Source organism: Humibacter albus DSM 18994, assembly GCF_000421825.1.
Taxonomy (GTDB): domain Bacteria; phylum Actinomycetota; class Actinomycetes; order Actinomycetales; family Microbacteriaceae; genus Humibacter; species Humibacter albus.
Genome location: NZ_ATXT01000018.1, coordinates 137673 through 155452 on the forward strand (window position 1 = coordinate 137673; position 17780 = coordinate 155452).

The window sequence follows — 17780 nt, forward strand, 5'->3', positions numbered from 1 at the left end:
CTTCTGCTGTTCTCGTCGCCGCGTGAAGGCGCGAAGACGCCGCCTACTCCGCAGTGTCGGGCTGGATGTCGATCTTCGCGCCGGTCAGCTTGGCGGCGAGGCGCGCGTTCTGACCTTCCTTGCCGATCGCGAGCGACAGCTGGTAGTCGGGAACGAGGGCACGCACTGCCTTGAGCGAATCGTCCACCACGAACGCCCTCGTCACCTTCGCCGGAGACAGGGCACTCGCAACGAACGTGGAGAGGTCGGGCGAATAGTCGACGATGTCGATCTTCTCGCTGTTCAACTCCGCGGTCACCGCGCGCACGCGTTGTCCGAGCTCACCGATGCAGGCACCCTTGGCGTTGATGCCCGGCTGGTTCGCACGGACCGCGATCTTCGTGCGGTGCCCGGCCTCGCGGGCCAGCGACACGATCTCGACGGCCCCACTGGCGATCTCCGGCACTTCGAGCGCGAACAGCTTGCGCACCAACGCGGGATGCGTGCGCGACACGGTGATCGACGGCCCCTTCGGCCCCTTCGACACGCTCGTGACATAGACGCGGATGCGCGAGCCGTGCGCGTAGTCCTCGCCCGGCACCTGCTCCTCCGGGGGAAGGATCGCTTCCACGCTTCCCAGGTCGACGTGGATCATGCGCGGGTTCGGACCCTGCTGGATGACACCGGCGACCACGTCGCCCTCGCGGCCCTTGAACTCGCCGAGCACCGCATCGTCCTGGATGTCGCGCAGTCGCTGGTTGATGACCTGCTTCGCGGCGAACGCCGCGATGCGCCCGAAGTCGCTGGGGCTGTCCTCGGACTCCCCGATCACGTTGCCCGTCTCGTCGAACTCGGGGACGTAGACCGTCACGTGACCGGTCTTGCGATCGAGGTGCACGCGCGCGGCGGGCGACTCTTCGCTGTGGCCCTGGCTGTGCCGGTGGGATGCCTGGTCGGTGTGCTTGAGGTAGGCCGTCAAGATCGCCTGCTCGATGATCTCCACGAGCTCGTCGAATGGGATCTCCCGCTCGCGCTCCATCAGGCGCAAGACGCTGAGGTCGATGTCCACCTTCGGCCCCCTTTTATTCAGTTCGTCGTCTATGTTCAATTCGAACGGTTCAATGGAACGCCCGCAGTCCTCGCGGACCTGCGGGCATCACGCCAGAGCCCTCACGAGGGCTGACCATTCAGAATAGCGGATCCGCCGCCGCTCGTCACCGGCCATCGGTCGCGAGCGGCCCGCACAACCCCTCCTTCTTGCGAGCGACAACCGGCTACCGTGGCGCCATGACCCGTTCCCGAGCATCCGCCGCGCAGCCGGCGAATGGGGACGCCGACACGCAGAGCACGGCGAGTGCGGAAGCGAAAGAGGCGGCGTCGGCCGCCGAAGCGTCACCGCTCGTCCGCCTTCTGGCCCGCACCGGGTACGCGGTCCTCGGCCTGGTGCACGTGCTGATCGGCACGATCTCGATCTCCGCCGCGACCGGCGCGGGCGGCGGCGAAACGGACCAGACGGGCGCCATGTCTCAGATCGCCCGAACGCCCGGCGGCTTCCTGCTGCTCTGGGTGATGGTGCTCGCGCTGTTCGCGCTCACGGTGTGGCAGGCGGCGCAGGTCGTGCTCGCCCGCCGCACCGGCATCGGAGAGAAGTGGCCGCGCAGAGTCGCCGAGGCCTGCAAGGGACTGGCTTACGGTGTGCTCGGCGTGACGGCGCTGATCTTCGCCGTGGGCGGTCGCGAGAGCTCGCTGAAGAACACCCGCACGCTCAGTGCGCACCTGCTCGCCGCACCCGGTGGGATGCTCGTGGTCATCGCCGCCGGGCTCGTCGTGCTCGGAATCGGCATCGGGTTCACGGTGATCGGCGTGCGCCGCTCGTTCCGCAAGCAGCTCCGCGTGCCGAGACAGCCGTTCCGGGCCATAGTGGCGGTCGTGGGCTGTACGGGATACGTGACGAAGGGTCTCGCTCTCGGCATCGTCGGCGTGCTCCTCGCCGTCGGTGCCCTCACTCACGACGCGCAGACCGCAGGCGGACTGGACGAAGCCCTGAAGTCGTTGCGCGATCTCCCCTCCGGCGAGGTACTGCTGTGGATCGTCGGCGCCGGATTCATCGTGTACGGCGCCTACTGCGGCATCCGCGCATTCCTCGCGCGAATGTGACGCCGAGCGCACAAGGTACGCCGCCTCCACGTCCGACCGCGGCATCACACCGCCGACGGCAATGTGTTGATCGCCCGGATCAGCCGGTGCAGATCGCCCACCCGGAACTGATCGAGTCGCAGCGCGAGCCTGGGCAGTTCGAGTCTGTCGCCGTCGTGCCGCTCGGCTCGCAGCGGCGCGCTCTTCGCGATGCCGCCCTCGAGCGCGAGCTCTCCGAACTGCTCATTGAGCGACGCGACCTCGGCGTCCGACGGCTCGTGGTGCAGCCGCAGCACCAGGGTCTTCCCCACCCAGCGCAGCGAGTCGTAGTTACGCCAGAATCCGGTGATCTCCTCCACCGCGGTGTCGACGGAATCCGTCACCAGCACCCGGTCGAAGTCGTCGGGCGAGATCACGCCGGCGGGGATGAGGTGCTCGCCGACGAAACGACGCAGGCCCGTCCAGAAGTCCCCGCCGGAGGCATCCAACAGGACGATCGGCGACGGCTCCGCCTTGCCGGTCTGCTGCAACGTGAGCAGCTCGAACATCTCGTCGAGCGTGCCGAAGCCGCCGGGCAGGCAGATGAAACCGCGCGACTCCTTCACGAGCATGAGCTTGCGGGTGAAGAAGTACTTCATGGTGACGACGTTCGGCTCGTCCTGCACTGCGGCATCCGGATGCTCCTCGAATGGCAGCCGGATCGACAGGCCGAGCGATCTCCCCGGTCCTGCTCCTTCGACGGCCGCCTGCATGATGCCGGGGCCGGCACCCGTCACGGCCATCCAGCCGCGCTCGGCCAGGGCCGCAGCAGCGTCGGAGGCCTGACGATAGAGCGGGTCCCTGTCGCGCGTGCGCGCCGAGCCGAAGATCGTCACCTTCGGAACGTCCGCATACGGCGCGAACAGGGCGAACGCCGCCCGCATCTCTTCGAGTGCCGCCGACACGATCTTGAGGTCGAGCCGTCCGGGGAGATCCATTCCGAGTCCGGCACCGGTGGCCAGGATGCGCAGCACGAGGTCGCGATCCGCCCCGATGCCCGCCTCGGCGATCGCCGCCGTCAGCTCCTCGGCGACGGCCGGTGGGAGCAGATCGATCGGGTTGTCGGACATGACTTCAGGATGTCACGCGGGCCGCAACGCCCAAGGCTGCGGTCAGTGCCCCAGCGCCGCCACGACATCGGCGACCGCCACCGGGGCACGCTCGCCGGATCGGCGGTCCCAGACCTCGACGACGCCGGCAGCGGCGTCCCGGCCGACGATGACGATGTGCGGCACTCCGACCAGTTCGGCGTCACCGAACTTCACGCCGGGCGACACCTTGCGGCGGTCGTCGTAGAGCACGTCGAGACCGGATGCCTCCAGCGCGTCGACCACGCCGTCCGCGACCGAATACACCGCCTCGTCCTTGCCCGTGGCGACCACGTGCACGTCGAACGGGGCGACGGACTCCGGCCAGATCAGCCCCTTGGCGTCGTTGTTCTCCTCGGCGATGATCGCCAGAATGCGCGTGACGCCGATGCCGTAGGAGCCCATGGTGACGGTGACGAGCTTGCCGTTCTCGTCGAGTACCTTGAGCCCGAGCGCTTCCGCGTATTTGCGGCCGAGCTGGAAGACGTGGCCGATCTCCATGCCGCGTGCCAGCTCCACGGGGCCGGAGCCGTCGGGCGCCGGATCGCCGGGGAGCACCTCGGCGACCTCGACCGTGGCATCCCACGAGAAGTCGCGCCCCGCCACCAGGCCCAGCACATGCTTGCCGTCGATGTTGGCGCCGGTGACCCAGCCCGTGCCCTCGACGACACGGGGGTCGACGACGTAGCGGATGCCCGTGCTCGACTTCTCGCCGAGCACCGCGCCGTCGGGAGACCACGGTCCGATGTATCCCTTCACGAGGCCCGGGTTCTTGACGAAGTCCGCATCGGTCGCCGGCTCCACCTCGGCGGGCGCGAACGCCACCTCGGCACGCTTGAGATCGACACCGCGATCGCCGGGCAGACCGACGACGACGAGCTCGCGGCTGCCGTCGAGGTTCGTGAGCGCCAGCACGACGTTCTTGAGCGTGTCGGGGGCCGCCCACGCGCGACCGTCCGGACGCGGGTGCTTCTCGTTCGCAATGGCGACGAGCGCCTCGATCGTCGGCGTGTTCGGAGTGTCGACCACCTGCTGGGGAGTGAGCTTCTCGTACGAGCGCGCCGGCGGCGCGGTCGCGACGTACGCCTCGACGTTGGCGGCGTAGCCTCCCGGCGACTGCACGAACGTGTCCTCGCCGACCGGTGTCGGGTGCAAGAACTCCTCGCTGCGCGAGCCGCCCATGGCACCGGCGTCCGCCTTGACGATCACGTAGCTCAGGCCGAGGCGGGTGAAGATGCGCTCATAGGCGTCGCGCTGGGCCATGTAGCTGTCGTCGAGGCCGGCATCGCTGACGTCGAAGGAGTAGGCATCCTTCATGGTGAACTCGCGGCCGCGCAGCAGGCCGGCACGAGGACGCGCCTCGTCGCGGTACTTGTCCTGGATTTGATAGATCGTGAGCGGGAGGTCCTTGTACGACGAGTACAAGTCCTTCACGAGCAAGGTGAAGGCCTCTTCGTGCGTGGGCGCGAGCAGGTAGTCGCCGCCCTTGCGGTCCTGCAGGCGGAACAGCAGGTCGCCGTACTCCTCCCACCGACCGGTGGCCTCGTAGGCCTCCCGCGGCATCAGCGCCGGAAAGTGCACCTCCTGAGCGCCCGCCGCGGCCATCTCCTCGCGGATCACCCGCTCGATCTTGGCCTTCACTCGCAGCCCGAGCGGCAGCCAGGCGAAGATGCCGGCTGCCTGCCGCCGGATGTAACCGGCACGCACGAGCAGCTTGTGGCTCGCCACCTCGGCATCGGAGGGATCCTCACGGAGAGTACGCAGAAAGAAGTTGCTCAGACGGGTCGCCACGAGCACCAAGCTTATTCGTCCCGGCCGCCCTGCCTGTTCGCTGAGAGTCGAGGGCTCGGCGGCCTTGCCATTCCGGCTCGGCAGCCTTGACGTTCCGGCTCGGCGGCCGTGCCGTTCAGAAGAACGCACGTGGCGTCGAACGCACATGGCGTTCGGCGACCGGTACGTACTTCGAGAGCGCAGGGTGCGGGAGGGGCGACGACCTACCCTGAGCATGTGACCACCGCACTCGTGACAGGCTTCGAACCCTTCGCGGGCGATGCCCGCAATCCGTCCGCCGAGGCCGTTCACCTTCTCGCCGAGTCCTGGGACGGACCCGAGATGCTCGTCACGGCGGTGCTCCCCACGGCGTTCGGGTCCAGCACCGAACGGCTCGCACAGCTGCTCGCCCAGCACTCCCCCGACGTCGTCATCGCGACAGGGCTCGCCGGTGGCCGCGCGTGGATCACGCCGGAGCGCGTGGCGGTCAACCTCATCGACGCACGTGTGCCCGACAACGCGGGCGAGCAGCCGGTCGACGAACCATCGCTCGCCGGCGCCCCCGCGGCATACTTCAGCGGCCTCCCCGTGAAGGCGATCGTGAACGCCGTAGCGGCCGCCGGCATCCCGGCACGAGAGTCACTGAGCGCCGGCGCGTTCGTGTGCAACCACGTCTTCTTCCGCCTGATGGATGCCGTCGCGCTACGTTCCGCAGACGCTCCGCCCGCTGACCGCCTGGTGCACGCCGGCTTCATCCACGTGCCATGGGCCGACGGCTTCGGCGGCCCGGCGGATGCCCCGACCCTGCCGATCGAGGACATCGAACGCGCCCTGCGCATCGCCCTGCGCGTCACGCTGGATCAGGGTTGAGTCGCGTCTTCTCGTCCACAACGATGTGATTCGCGACGTTCTCCCGGAGATCTCGCCATAAGCCGCGTGGTATCAGTCGCGATACCATATGTTCATGGCCATGACACTCCGCTTGACAGACGACGAGACCGAGGCGCTGCGCCGACGCGCAGCGCGCGAGAACCGATCCATGCAGGAGGTCGCCCGCGAGGCGGTACGTCGATACATCGAGTCGACGAGCAAGCGCGAGGTCCTCGACGACGCGATCGACAACACGATGTCGCTCTACGGCGACGCGCTGAGACGACTGGGCGCGGAGGAGTGATCTACCTCGACCTCGACGATCTGATTCACCTGGCGTCGGTTCTTCTCGCCGGAGAACCGCCCGTGCGAGATCTCGGACTTCTCGAGTCTGCGCTTGCACGCCCTGCCGCGAGCTACCAGGGCGAGAAGCTCTATGCGACCCCGGCGCTCAAGGCCGCCGCTCTCATGCACTCGATCGCCAAGAATCACGCCCTCGTGGACGGCAACAAGCGGCTCTCGCTGGCCTCGATGCACGCGTTCCTCTGGATGAACGGTTATCGGCTCACGATGACCAACGACGAGGCTTTCGTTTTCACGAAACGGGTGGCGTCGGGCGAATTCGACGACGTCGAGCGGATCGCCGCCGTGCTCGACAAACACCTTCGCGTGCGATCGTGAGGCTCGGCGTCGTGGGCCTCGCCCGGTGCCGACGTTCCGGTGACTCGCTCAGTTCCCGACGTTGACGACGGGCTCGCCGAGCGGAGCATCCTCGCCCATCTCGGCCGCGATGCGGTTGGCCTCCGCGATCAGGGTCTCGACGATCTCCGATTCCGGCACCGTCTTGATGACCTCGCCCTTGACGAAGATCTGACCCTTGCCGTTGCCGGATGCCACGCCCAGGTCGGCCTCACGCGCCTCGCCCGGTCCGTTCACGACGCAGCCCATCACGGCAACGCGGAGCGGAACGCTCATGCCCTGCAGGCCCTCGGTGACACTGTTCGCCAGCGAGTAGACATCCACCTGCGCTCGGCCGCACGACGGGCACGAGACGATCTCGAGCTTGCGCTCGCGCAGGTTCAACGACTGCAGGATCTGCAGTCCGACCTTGACCTCCTCGACCGGCGGCGCGGAGAGCGAGACGCGGATGGTGTCGCCGATCCCCTCTGCCAGCAGGATGCCGAACGCGGTCGCCGACTTGATGGTGCCCTGGAACGCCGGACCGGCCTCGGTCACGCCGAGGTGCAAGGGCCAGTCGCCCCGCTCGGCGAGCTGGCGGTACGCCTTCACCATCACGATCGGATCGTTGTGCTTGACGGAGATCTTGAAGTCGTGGAAGTCGTGCTCCTCGAACAGGCTCGCCTCCCACACCGCGGACTCGACGAGCGCCTCGGCCGTGGGCTTGCCGTACTTCTGCAGGATGCTCGGCTCCAGCGAGCCCGCGTTGACGCCGATGCGCAGGGAGACGCCGGCTTCCTTCGCACGCCGGGCGATCTCGCCGACCTGGTCGTCGAACTTGCGGATGTTGCCGGGGTTGACGCGCACCGCCGCACAGCCCGCGTCGATCGCTGCGTACACATAATTCGGCTGGAAGTGGATGTCGGCGATCACCGGGATCTGACTCTTCTTCGCGATGATCGGCAGCGCCTCGGCGTCGTCGCGACTCGGCACGGCCACCCGCACGATGTCGCATCCGGATGCCGTCAACTCCGCGATCTGCTGCAGCGTCGCGTTGATGTTCGTGGTCGGCGTCGTGCACATCGACTGCACGCTCACCGGTGCGTCGCCGCCGACGAGAACCTTTCCCACCTTGATCTGCCGCGATTTGCGGCGAGGATGGAGGACTTCGGGGACCTTGGGCATACCGAGATTCACTGCTGGCACGGCACTCAGTCTAGGTCGCTGGACCGGACCGAGTCTGGGCGCGCAGGTGCACGCCGGAGCGCGCTCACAGTGCGATTTCGAGGTGGGGTTCGGTGGCTGTGGTGACCTGGTCGACGCTGACGCCGGGTGCGAGTTCGACCAGGCGTAGTCCGGTGTCGGTCACGTCGATGACGGCGAGATCGGTGATGATGCGGTCGACGACACCCTTGCCGGTCAGCGGAAGGCTGCACTCGTTCACGATCTTGGGACTGCCGTCCTTCGCTACGTGTTCCATCAGCACGATCACCCTTCGCGCACCGTGCACGAGATCCATCGCACCCCCGGGACCCTTGACCATCTTCCCCGGAATCATCCAGTTCGCCAGATCACCGTGGGCAGACACCTGCATCGCACCCAGGATCGCCGCATCGATCTTGCCGCCACGGATCATCCCGAAACTCATCGCCGAATCGAAAAACGCCGCACCCGGCAGCAACGTCACCGTCTCCTTGCCCGCGTTGATCAGATCCGGATCCACCGCATCCTCGGCAGGGTACGGACCCACCCCGAGGATCCCGTTCTCCGATTGGAGCACGACCGTCACCTGCTCAGGAACATAATTCGGCACCAACGTCGGCAACCCGATCCCCAAGTTCACATAACCACCGTCGGGCAGTTCCCGCGCCGCCCGAGCCGCCATCTGCTGACGAGTCAGACCCATCGCCTACGCCTCCGTCCCCGCACGCACCGTACGCCGTTCGATCCGCTTCTCGATATCGGTGCCGACCCCAACCACCCGGTGCACGAACGCACCAGGCAAATGCACCCGATCCGGATCGATCGACCCCGGCTCCACCAGTTCCTCCACCTCGGCAATACACACGCGGCCGGCCATCGCCGCCAGCGGCGAGAAATTGCGTGCCGACTCATGGAAGACCAGATTGCCGTGCCAATCTCCGAGCCGAGCATGCACCAAAGCGAAATCGGTGCAGATCGCCTCCTCGAGCACGAACTCCTTCTCCACCCCGTCCACCTCGAACCGGCGAACGTGTTTCGGCCGCGAGACCACGGCCACCGTCCCGTCCGGGCCGTACCGCAACGGCAAACCACCCTCGGCCATCTGCGTGCCCACCCCGGTCTGCGTGAAGAAACCCGCGATACCACTGCCCCCAGCGCGCAGCTTCTCCGCCAACGTGCCCTGCGGCGTCAACTCCACCTCCAGCTCACCCGAAAGGAACTGACGCTCGAACTCCTTGTTCTCCCCCACATACGACGACGTCATCTTCGCGATGCGCCGCGCCGCCAACAAGACACCCAAACCCCAGTCATCCACACCGCAGTTATTGCTCACCACCGAAAGCCCACCAACGCCGACATCCAACAACGCCCGAATCAGAACCATCGGATTACCACACAACCCGAAACCACCCACCGCAAGACTCGCCCCCTCCGGGACGTCCGCCACCGCCTGCGCCGCGCTACCGAAACGCTTATCCATCGTCATGCCCGTTCAGCCTCCTTGCTGTGGGACGTTCGCTGTGGGGATGTGCGCCCTCTGAAGAATTCTTGCAGCGAACCGCCCCCGATCGGCAATGACCTGCGCGGACTCTGCGTCCGGCGTGCCGGAAATCGCCGTTCGCGTGCACCCGCGGCGCCGCAATGCCGTGACAATGCCATGGCGCGACGAGAAACGCCACAACCGCAACCGCAACCGCAACCGCAACCGCAGACTGCAGCAGAAGGCTCAGCCCGGCAGCGAGATCGGCTTGACGATGTCGGCGTAGGCCAGAAGAAGACTCATGGCTCCGAGCACGATGATCACCGCGTAGGTGACAGGCATGAGCCGCGCCATGTCCACGGGTTTCGGCGACGCTCCGCGTCGCGTCGCCTTGAACCAGCCTCGCTTGATCCACTCCCAGACCGCGCCTGCGATGTGCCCTCCATCGAGAGGCAGCAACGGCACCATGTTGAAGACGAAGAGTGCCAGGTTGAGCGAGGCGAGCAGGCTCAGCATGAGCTGGATCTTCGAGACGAACGCGTACGACGTGCTGTCGGCGATCTCACCCGCCATGCGACCGACACCCACGATGCCCACGGGACTGGACGCCGAACGCTCCTCGGACCCGAACGCGGCGTTCCAGATGCCCACCATGCGCTCGGGGAGATTGATGAACACGCCGAAGACCTGTCCGAGCTGGTCGCCGGTGGTGGTGACGGCCGTCCCGAGAGACTGCGGCTGGTACTCGATCGTCGGCGAGATGCCGATCATGCCGACCGTCTCGGTGGTCGTCTTACCCGTCTTCTCGTCGGTGACCTCGTTGGTCGTGGCCTTCGGGGTCACGCTCAGCACGAGTTCCTTGCCGTCGCGCTCGACGACGACGGGGACCCTCTGGCCTGCGGTGCCCTCGATCTTGGTGGCGAGCTGCTGCCAGCCGGTGATGGCTGCACCGTTGTACTCGACGACCCTGTCGCCGGATTTCAAGCCCGCCGCGGCCGCAGGCGATTCCTCGTCCGATGACGAGCAGGTCGTGCTGGTCGAGGCAGCGGGCTTGAGGCACTCCGAGACGGCCTGCACCGTGGTGCTGTAGCCCTGCACGCCGATGCCGCACAACATGATCGCGATGATCACGAACGCGATCACGAGGTTCATGAAGGGTCCGGCGAACATCACGATGATGCGCTTGAACGGGTGCAGCAGATAGAACGCGCGGTGCTCTTCGCCGGCGGGAATCGTCTCCGCGCTCGCCTCGCGGGCCTCCTGCGCCATCGTGCCGAGCACGCTCCTGCGCGTGCCCGCGCGTTCCTCGGCGGGCGCACCGATGCCGCCGTCGGTGGTGACGAGCGAGTTGTAGAAGCCGGTGGAGGCATCCCTGGCCGCTTCTCCCGGATGCCGGGGCGGGAACATCCCGATCATCGCGATGTAGCCGCCGAACGGCAGCATCTTGATGCCGTACTCCGTCTCGCCTCGACGGAACGAGAAGACCGTCTTGCCGAAGCCGATCATGTACTGCGTCACCTTGACGCCGAACGCCTTCGCTGCCGTGAGATGCCCGAGCTCGTGCAGCGCGATCGACACGGCGAGACCGATCAGGAAGATCAGCACGCCGACGATGAAGGGCAGCACGGATGACATGAAGAAATCGTAGCCAGACGCTCCTGGGGGATGCCCGGACGATCGGAGTAGGCATGGCGATCTGTGTGCTCGCGCTCACGAAACCCATAACCACGTCACGTTAGGGTGAGCATGCTGATGCCCGCGCGTGCGGCGCTCTCAGCGCGCCCCGGGCAGTGTCGACGCTCGCTTCGAGCATCTCGTGCGGTCGACCGATGCCGCTTCGCGGGCGATTCCGACGCTCCCCCTGATCGAAGAGGACGGCAGATGGCTACAGGCCGCGGCGCGAACGGTCCGAGCAAGAAAGACCGCCGGGAGGCTGCGCGCGAACACGCACGCCTTCTGCGCGAGGAGGCGCAGAAGAAGGCGCGTCGTCGCAAATGGTGGGTCCAGGGTTCGGTCGGTGTGGTCATCCTGGCGGTGCTCGCCGTCGTCGCGCTCGTGATCGTGAACTCCATCCCGCAGGGACAGACCAGCGCCGGACCGAAGAACATGATCAGCGACGGCATCGTGCTCACGTCCACCACGAAGGCGGTGCGCACTCCGGGTCTCAAGGCGGGTGAGAAGCCCGTGGCGACCACGCAGTCCGACGAGTCGAGCAAGGCGTACATCACCATCTACCTGGACTATCAGTGCCCGTACTGCCAGCAGTTCGAGACGACGAACTCGAAGCAGATCGGCCAGTGGCTCGATCAGGGGATCGCCCAGCTGGAGATCCACCCGATCGCCATGCTCGATTCCTCGTCGAACGGCCACCGTTACTCCTCGCGCGCCACGAACGCGGCGGCGTGCGTCGCGAACTACGAGCCCGACGTCTATTACGCCGTGAACAACAAGCTGTTCACGAAGCAGCCCGCAGAGGGCACGAACGGTCTGACGAACGCCGAGATCCTCTCCATCTTGAAGAAGGCCGGCGCCAGTTCGGAGAAGATCACGAAGTGCGTGAACAACGAGAAGTTCAAGAGCTGGGTGACGGCCGCGACGACCAGAGCCATGACGAAGCCGCTTCCGAACTCGAGCGTCAAGAAGTGGACGGGCACACCGACCATCATCGTGAACGGGCAAACGTATTCCGGCTCTCTCACCGACGCGTCGACGTTCCTCTCGTTCGTGGAGTCCACCATCGCCGCATCGTCCACCTCGACCCCGACGCCCACCCCCACGGCGACGAAGTAGCGGTTCACGGCGCGACGAAGTAGCGGTTCAGGGCGCGAGACCAAGGCGCTGGGTCAGCACGAGCGTGAGCGCGTCGGTGTAGGCATCCACGTCGGCGATGATCCCGTCGTAGTGGCCGAACATCTCGAAGCCGAGGTGGCCGAAGATCTGCGACCACGCTTCGACGGCCGCGGCCGTGATCGACGCCGTGGGATGCCGCGGACCCACTCCCCGAACGAGGACGCGGAATTCGGTCGTATTCCCGCGCGTCGCGGGCGGGGAGGGAAGCGGGTGTCCCGCCTCGGCGGCATCCATCAGCACTCCGATGAGCAGTACGCAGACGCGTGCTCGTGGCCCGGTCGGCACGGCGGCGACGCCGTGGGCGAAGGGAGCGGCATAGATCAGAGCGAACTCGCGAGGGTTCTCGTGCGCCCAGTCGCGTGCGCCGCGCACGATCGAGCGGAGACGCCCGGAGAAGTCCGAAGGCGCCATCGACGACTCGGCGCGCTCCACGTGATCGCCGAGCGCGGCGCAGGACCGCCCGGCCAGGTCGGCCAGCAGCGCATCTCTGCTCGGATAGTGGCGATAGAGCGCGGAACTGACGACACCGAGCTCGCGGGCGATGGCCCTCAGCGACACGGCGTCCACCCCGCCTGCGGCAAGCGTGGCCGCCGCCGCGTCGAGCACCTGCTCGCGCGAGATCACCGGCTTTCGTCCCCGGTGGACGGGTTCGGCTGCCACGGTTTCCATCCTGCCATCGCTCGAGACGACGAGCGCGTGCTCATGTTGCGGAAATCCGCCGATACCCCCTAGATTCCGTGGAGAGCACCGCTCACAAATCCCCACCCGATTCGACCCGTCATTCTTCGGGCGACTACCCGATCCGAAGGGAACGATCGCCGCATGACGACTCGACTCGTGCTGGGAGCGGGACTGATCGGCACGCAGTTGACTCGACGGCTGCTCGATCGCGGTGAGCGCGTACGGGTCGGCACGCGGCGCGGTACCGAGATCGAAGGCTCCGAGGCGCTCGCGCTCGACGCAGCAGACACGGATGCCGTCAGCCGAGCGGCCGAGCGCGCCGAGACGATCTTCGTGGTCACCAATCCGCCGTACACGTCCTGGCCACACGACTGGCCGCCGGTGTTCGACGCGGTGATCGCAGCGGCCGAACGGACGGGCGCATCCCTTGTCATCATGGGCAACCTCTACCCGTACGGGACGCCGTCCGGGCCGATGAACGAGCACACGCCCGAGAACACCACGGAGGCCAAGGGCCTCGTGCGCAAGGCCGGTTGGGCCGCCGTGCGCGATGCGACGACCGCCGGACGCATTCGCGGCGTCGAAGTGCGGGCCAGCGACTACTTCGGGCCCGGCGCGGGCCCCACCGCCCACCTCGGCGATGCATTCTTCAGCAGCATTCTGTCATCGAGGATCGCGCACGGGATCGGAGGCGTCGAGACCGACCACAGCTGGAGCTACCTCTCCGACATCGTGACGACTCTCGTGGCCGCCGCGGACTGGAGCGGCCAGTGGGGCCGCGTCTGGCACGTCCCGAGCGGCGCTCCGCATCCTCGGGCGGAGATCGCGGCACAGCTCAACGCGCTCTATGGAACGACGGGCGAGGCATCCGCATACCCGCTGTGGATGCTCCACACGCTCGGGCTCGTTAGTCCGATGATGCGCGAGCTCCACGCCTCGAGCTATCAGTTCACCGTGCCGTTCGTGATAGACGCGATCGAGACCTCGCAGCTGCTGGGCATCGAGGAGACGCCGTGGCATGAGGCGTTGACCACGACAGCGCAGTGGTATCGCGACCGGCTCTAACACCGCAGCGAGAGGGCGCAGAAGCGCGCGGCGCGCAGCGGCGATGCCACCGGCATCCTGTTGTCTCATTTCCATGGGGTGAGTAGGCTCACGAACGGCCGTCCGATCGGGGAGGGCCGACGCGATCTGGGGGATGCGCGTGGTGCGGAGTACCGATTCATCCGGCGTCGTGAGACAACGCCATGGCGGACGACGTCTCCGTGCACGGCGGCACGGCTCAATGCTCGCCGTCGCCGCGCTCGTGGCCGCGCTGGTCTGCGCGTTCGCCCCAGTCTCGGGTCCGCAGGCGGCGAACGCCGCGGCTGGCGACCCGTTCCCGTCCGGAGCGGCGGCGATCTACCTGAGTCAGCATCAGCCGACTCAGCTGTATCAGGGCCGGCAGACCGCCGGCACCATCGGCTTCACCGCCATCGGCTCGGCGTCATCCATTCCGTACAACGCGATCGGCTTCCGTGCGTCGGACCACTACATCTACGCGATGGAGAATCGGCAGGCGAGCCAGACGAACCAGCTCCTTCGCATCGGCCGCAACGGCGGCGTACAGAGCCTCGGGGCGGTAGCGAACATCGGAATGGCGCACTACAACCAAGGCACGTTCGGCTCGGGCAGCACCGCTGACACCTTCTACATTCGCGCTTCCAGTCTCAACGACAGGCTCTACGCCATCGACATGGCATCGCCTTCTAGGAACGGCGAATATTCGGCAAGGACCATCACGCTGAAGACCCAGGTGCCCAACGTCTCGGACATCCTGTGGAAAGACGGTTACATCTGGGGAGTCTGGGCGCCGTCCGGCGTGAGCGCGTCGATCTATCGCATCGACCCGAACGACGGAGGAGTGCAGCAGTTCTTCCTCGGCACGCTCATTCCCCGCAATGTCTCGTACGGCGCGCAGTGGCGCTACGGGAATGACAACATCGGGCTGCTGAGCAACGCCAATGGAAACGTCTATCAGCTCAGCGTCACGAATCCGGCCTCGGCCGACCCGACCTTCGCCCTCGTGTCCAGCCTTTCGGGACTCGCCGCCAGCAACAACAACGACGGCACGGACTACCCAGGCGATCCCGTCGACCTCGGCATCGAGAAGACCGCCGACCCCTATTTCGCTCCGGGCGGCCAGTTCACCTACACCTTGACAGTCACCAACCACAGCACGATCGACAGCAGTGGGTTCACGATCCGCGACCCGCTGCCGGAGGGCATCACGACGGCCACGTCGCCGACTGCGGGCTGCAGCGTGCAGGACCACGTCCTGGTCTGCGTGCTCGGCGCCCTCGCGCACGGAGCTTCCACCACCGTCACGGTCAGCGCGACCGCGGCGGCGAACGCCGCCGGATGCATCACCAACACGGCGACCGTGATCGGGAACGAGGAAGACGACGTTCCGGGCAACGACACGAGTTCCGCGGAGTCGTGCGCGGTCCAGCCCCGCCCGGCCTTCACGGTCTCCAAGACGTCGACACCCACCGTCGTGCACCCCGGAGACACCGTGAAGTACACGGTGACCGTGACCAACGTGGGCAACACCGATTTCACCGCGTCGTCGCCGGCATCGTTCACCGACGATCTTTCCGACGTGGTCGACGGAGCGACGTTCAATGACGACGCGACCAACGGTGCCACCTGGAACGCGAGCACGGCGACGCTCTCGTGGCAGGGTCCCCTCGACATCGGAGAGACGACGAGGGTCACCTACTCCGTGACGGTCAAAAACCCGCTCCCCGACGGCATCAACGGGCGCGTCATCAATTCCGTCACGCCCGGAACCAATGGATCCTGTGACCCGACCGGGGTCTGCACCACCGACATCCCGGTGTCCAGTTTCACCGTCGTGAAGAGCGCGGCCCCCTCCCCTGCGTCCGTCGACGGTGCTGTGGTGTTCTCCTTCACCGTGACGAACACGGGACACGTCGCGACGAACGCGTCGTTCACCGACGACCTCAGCCAGATCATGCAGTACGCGACGATCGACACCGGGTCCGCGACCGGTGGACTGGTGATCGACGGTTCGACCGCCAACTGGTCGGGAACCCTCGAGCCGGGAGCAACGGAGACCGTCACCTTCACCGCGACCGGCATCGCCGCCGATGCCGTAGGCGTCGGTCTGCACAACAGCGTCGTCACCCCGCCCGACTCCGGGGGAAACTGCCCTGACGGCACGACCAACGCCGACTGCACCGTGGACGTCCCCGTCACCGTCGCCCCGTTGAAGGCCTTCAAGGTCTCCAAGACCGTGAGCACGCCGCAGGGCAACGGAACGGCCGTGCCCGGCGATACTGTGACCTACACGGTGTCCGTCACGAACACGGGGAACGTGGACTTCGACGAAAGCGCCGGCCTCGCCTCGTTCACCGACGATCTCAGCGGCGTGCTGAACGACGCGTCGAACGTGATCGCGGCGGCCCCGCTGACCTTCGCGAACGGAATCGTGAGCTGGTCAGGCGAGCTCACTGTCGGTGAGACGCTTCACTTCACGTATACCGTCACTGTCGACAGCCCGGTTCCAACCGGCGCAACGGGTCACCTGGTCAACACCGTCACGACGACGGATCCCGGCTCGTGCGTCACCGCCGCTGCGTGCGCCACGAGCGTCCCGGTGCTCGCCTACAGCGTCGCGAAGACGGCCTCCTCGAGCGTCGCTGAGCTCGGGCAGTCCGTGACCTACACGGTGACGGTGTCGAACATCGGTGCGGAGGACTTCACGACCGACATGCCCGCGACATTCTCCGACGATCTCAGCGGCGTGCTCGACGATGCCACGTTGACGGGGGTGCCCGCGGGTGCCACCTTCGACGCATCCACCGGCGTTCTCACCTGGGACGGCGCGGTTCCCACGCACGACAGCGTCTCCGTCAGCTACACGGTTCACGTGAACGCGCCGGCATCCGGTGACGGCACCATGACCAACACCGTCACGACTCCGCCCGATGGCAACTGCGCCACCGGCGCGGAACCCGGATGCTCCGTCACGGTTCTCATACCGGCGTTCACGGTGAGCAAGTCGGCATCGCCATCGACAGTGCACGCCGGCGACACCGTCACTTACACGCTGACCGTGAACGCGCTTCGGGCCAGCTTCACGTCGGCATCCGCCGTCGTCACTGACGATCTGACCGGGGTGCTCGACGACGCGACGTACAACGGTGACGCCTCGCCGGCGGCCACGTACGAAGACGGGGTGCTGACGTGGCATCTGCAGCCGACGGTGGGCACGCCGATCGTCATCACCTACAGCGTCACCGCTCGCGGTGACCGGCAGGGTGACAACATGCTCACGAACACCGTCAGCGCAGACGCGGAGACCGGCGGATCGTGCGCTCCGAACGCTTCGTGCACCTCCGAGGTGCCGCTCGCCTACTTCACAGTGATGAAGGGCGTCGATCCCGAGACCGCGCAACCGGGCGACGTCGTCACGTATTCGATCTCCATCACCAACTTCAGCAGTGTTCCGTTCACGGCTCAGCAACCCGCATCGCTGAGCGACGACCTCAGCCGCATACTCCAAAGCGCGACGTTCAACGATGACGCGACGAACGGTGCGGTTTTCGACAGCAGAACGGGGATTCTCTACTGGACCGGGCCGCTTGCCGCGGGTGAGACGGTCCTCGTCACGTTCTCGATCACGATCGATGACGATGCCGCGGCCGGCACACTCCACAACGTGGCGGTCACGCCCGACGACACGGGCGGGAACTGTCCACAGAGCACAGACAACGTCGCGTGCGCGGCGACCGCCGAGATCGTGGTGACGCCACCGGGCCCGACGCCCACGCCGACTCCGCCTTCGACGCCCGCACCGGCCCAGCCGTCTCTTCCGGGCACCGGCTCGAACGTGTGGCCCATCGCGGCCGGTGGCCTCCTCGCGCTGATCGCCGGCGCGGTCGCCCTGGCGTTGGCCGCGCGCCGACGCCGCCGCGCCTGAACGACGGCGACGCGGCACG

At 66.8% G+C, this 17780-nt stretch carries 15 protein-coding genes; 7 read left to right on the forward strand and 8 right to left on the reverse strand.

Features of this window, described 5'->3' with window-relative positions; translation table 11 throughout:
* Positions 1 to 43 precede the first annotated feature (43 nt).
* On the reverse strand, positions 44 to 1048 hold the full coding sequence (gene nusA, locus H623_RS0115210; RefSeq protein ID WP_022901783.1) for a transcription termination factor NusA: 1005 nt from the start codon (positions 1046 to 1048) through the stop codon (positions 44 to 46).
* A gap of 218 nt (positions 1049 to 1266) precedes the next feature.
* Here nusA and H623_RS20365 point away from each other — a divergent pair, with 218 nt between their 5' ends.
* A complete protein-coding gene (locus H623_RS20365; RefSeq protein WP_022901784.1) occupies positions 1267 to 2136 on the forward strand; it encodes a DUF1206 domain-containing protein in 870 nt (289 codons plus the stop codon).
* A gap of 44 nt (positions 2137 to 2180) precedes the next feature.
* On the opposite strand, the gene H623_RS0115220 is transcribed toward H623_RS20365, so the two are convergent.
* Both H623_RS0115220 and H623_RS0115225 read right to left on the reverse strand, forming a co-directional pair.
* Positions 2181 to 3224, reverse strand: a complete 1044-nt coding sequence (locus tag H623_RS0115220; protein WP_022901785.1) for an LOG family protein — start codon at positions 3222 to 3224, stop codon at positions 2181 to 2183.
* Positions 3225 to 3266: 42 nt separating this feature from the next.
* Positions 3267 to 5033: a proline--tRNA ligase gene (locus H623_RS0115225; RefSeq protein ID WP_026940419.1), complete on the reverse strand. Its 1767-nt coding sequence runs from the start codon at positions 5031 to 5033 to the stop codon at positions 3267 to 3269.
* 216 nt (positions 5034 to 5249) lie between these two features.
* Between H623_RS0115225 and H623_RS0115230 the strand changes: the two genes are divergently transcribed.
* The 3 genes from H623_RS0115230 (at position 5250) to H623_RS0115240 (ending at position 6563) form a co-directional block, all read left to right on the forward strand.
* The gene (locus H623_RS0115230) at positions 5250 to 5882 is read left to right on the forward strand and encodes a pyroglutamyl-peptidase I (RefSeq protein WP_022901787.1); all 633 of its coding nucleotides are present in this window, start codon (positions 5250 to 5252) and stop codon (positions 5880 to 5882) included.
* 94 nt (positions 5883 to 5976) lie between these two features.
* Entirely contained in the window at positions 5977 to 6186 is a 210-nt protein-coding gene (locus H623_RS0115235) for a ribbon-helix-helix protein, CopG family (RefSeq protein WP_026940420.1), read from the forward strand.
* Entirely contained in the window at positions 6183 to 6563 is a 381-nt protein-coding gene (locus tag H623_RS0115240; protein WP_022901789.1) for a type II toxin-antitoxin system death-on-curing family toxin, read from the forward strand. The genes H623_RS0115235 and H623_RS0115240 overlap by 4 nt, the downstream gene beginning before the upstream one ends.
* A 48-nt stretch (positions 6564 to 6611) precedes the next feature.
* Here H623_RS0115240 and ispG read toward each other — a convergent pair whose 3' ends face one another.
* The 4 genes from ispG to H623_RS0115265 form a co-directional block, all read right to left on the reverse strand.
* The gene (gene ispG / locus H623_RS0115245) at positions 6612 to 7745 is read right to left on the reverse strand and encodes a flavodoxin-dependent (E)-4-hydroxy-3-methylbut-2-enyl-diphosphate synthase (RefSeq protein WP_026940421.1); all 1134 of its coding nucleotides are present in this window, start codon (positions 7743 to 7745) and stop codon (positions 6612 to 6614) included.
* A gap of 85 nt (positions 7746 to 7830) precedes the next feature.
* The gene (locus H623_RS0115250) at positions 7831 to 8466 is read right to left on the reverse strand and encodes a CoA transferase subunit B (protein WP_022901791.1); all 636 of its coding nucleotides are present in this window, start codon (positions 8464 to 8466) and stop codon (positions 7831 to 7833) included.
* 3 nt (positions 8467 to 8469) lie between these two features.
* Positions 8470 to 9249 carry a CoA transferase subunit A gene (locus H623_RS0115255; RefSeq protein WP_022901792.1) on the reverse strand — a complete coding sequence of 260 codons (780 nt, stop codon included), beginning with the start codon at positions 9247 to 9249 and terminating at the stop codon, positions 8470 to 8472.
* Between the two features lie 240 nt (positions 9250 to 9489).
* Complete coding sequence (locus H623_RS0115265) at positions 9490 to 10878, reverse strand: M50 family metallopeptidase (protein ID WP_022901794.1); 1389 nt, start codon at positions 10876 to 10878, stop codon at positions 9490 to 9492.
* Positions 10879 to 11124: 246 nt separating this feature from the next.
* On the opposite strand from H623_RS0115265, the gene H623_RS0115270 reads away from it, so the two are divergent.
* Positions 11125 to 12033, forward strand: coding sequence for a DsbA family protein (locus tag H623_RS0115270; protein ID WP_022901795.1), 909 nt, complete (start codon positions 11125 to 11127; stop codon positions 12031 to 12033).
* A 27-nt stretch (positions 12034 to 12060) separates the two neighbouring features.
* Here the strand turns inward: H623_RS0115270 and H623_RS20370 are convergent, their stop codons facing one another.
* Positions 12061 to 12753: a TetR/AcrR family transcriptional regulator gene (locus H623_RS20370; RefSeq protein ID WP_169514928.1), complete on the reverse strand. Its 693-nt coding sequence runs from the start codon at positions 12751 to 12753 to the stop codon at positions 12061 to 12063.
* A gap of 162 nt (positions 12754 to 12915) precedes the next feature.
* Between H623_RS20370 and H623_RS0115280 the strand changes: the two genes are divergently transcribed.
* Positions 12916 to 13839 (forward strand): NAD-dependent epimerase/dehydratase family protein, encoded by a 924-nt coding sequence (locus H623_RS0115280; RefSeq protein ID WP_022901797.1) that lies wholly within the window; start codon positions 12916 to 12918, stop codon positions 13837 to 13839.
* 220 nt (positions 13840 to 14059) lie between these two features.
* Complete coding sequence (locus H623_RS20375; RefSeq protein ID WP_022901798.1) at positions 14060 to 17761, forward strand: DUF7927 domain-containing protein; 3702 nt, start codon at positions 14060 to 14062, stop codon at positions 17759 to 17761.
* Positions 17762 to 17780 lie beyond the last annotated feature (19 nt).

Bases quoted from the DNA above. Each gene is read 5' to 3' on its own strand.
- H623_RS20365 (WP_022901784.1), top strand. From the start codon at position 1,267: ATGACCCGTTCCCGAGCATCCGCCGCGCAGCCGGCGAATGGGGACGCC.
- H623_RS0115220 (WP_022901785.1), bottom strand. From the start codon at position 3,224: ATGTCCGACAACCCGATCGATCTGCTCCCACCGGCCGTCGCCGAGGAG.
- H623_RS0115235 (WP_026940420.1), top strand. From the start codon at position 5,977: ATGGCCATGACACTCCGCTTGACAGACGACGAGACCGAGGCGCTGCGC.
- ispG (WP_026940421.1), bottom strand. From the start codon at position 7,745: ATGCCCAAGGTCCCCGAAGTCCTCCATCCTCGCCGCAAATCGCGGCAG.
- H623_RS0115250 (WP_022901791.1), bottom strand. From the start codon at position 8,466: ATGGGTCTGACTCGTCAGCAGATGGCGGCTCGGGCGGCGCGGGAACTG.
- H623_RS0115255 (WP_022901792.1), bottom strand. From the start codon at position 9,249: ATGACGATGGATAAGCGTTTCGGTAGCGCGGCGCAGGCGGTGGCGGAC.
- H623_RS0115265 (WP_022901794.1), bottom strand. From the start codon at position 10,878: ATGTCATCCGTGCTGCCCTTCATCGTCGGCGTGCTGATCTTCCTGATC.
- H623_RS0115270 (WP_022901795.1), top strand. From the start codon at position 11,125: ATGGCTACAGGCCGCGGCGCGAACGGTCCGAGCAAGAAAGACCGCCGG.
- H623_RS0115280 (WP_022901797.1), top strand. From the start codon at position 12,916: ATGACGACTCGACTCGTGCTGGGAGCGGGACTGATCGGCACGCAGTTG.
- H623_RS20375 (WP_022901798.1), top strand. From the start codon at position 14,060: ATGCTCGCCGTCGCCGCGCTCGTGGCCGCGCTGGTCTGCGCGTTCGCC.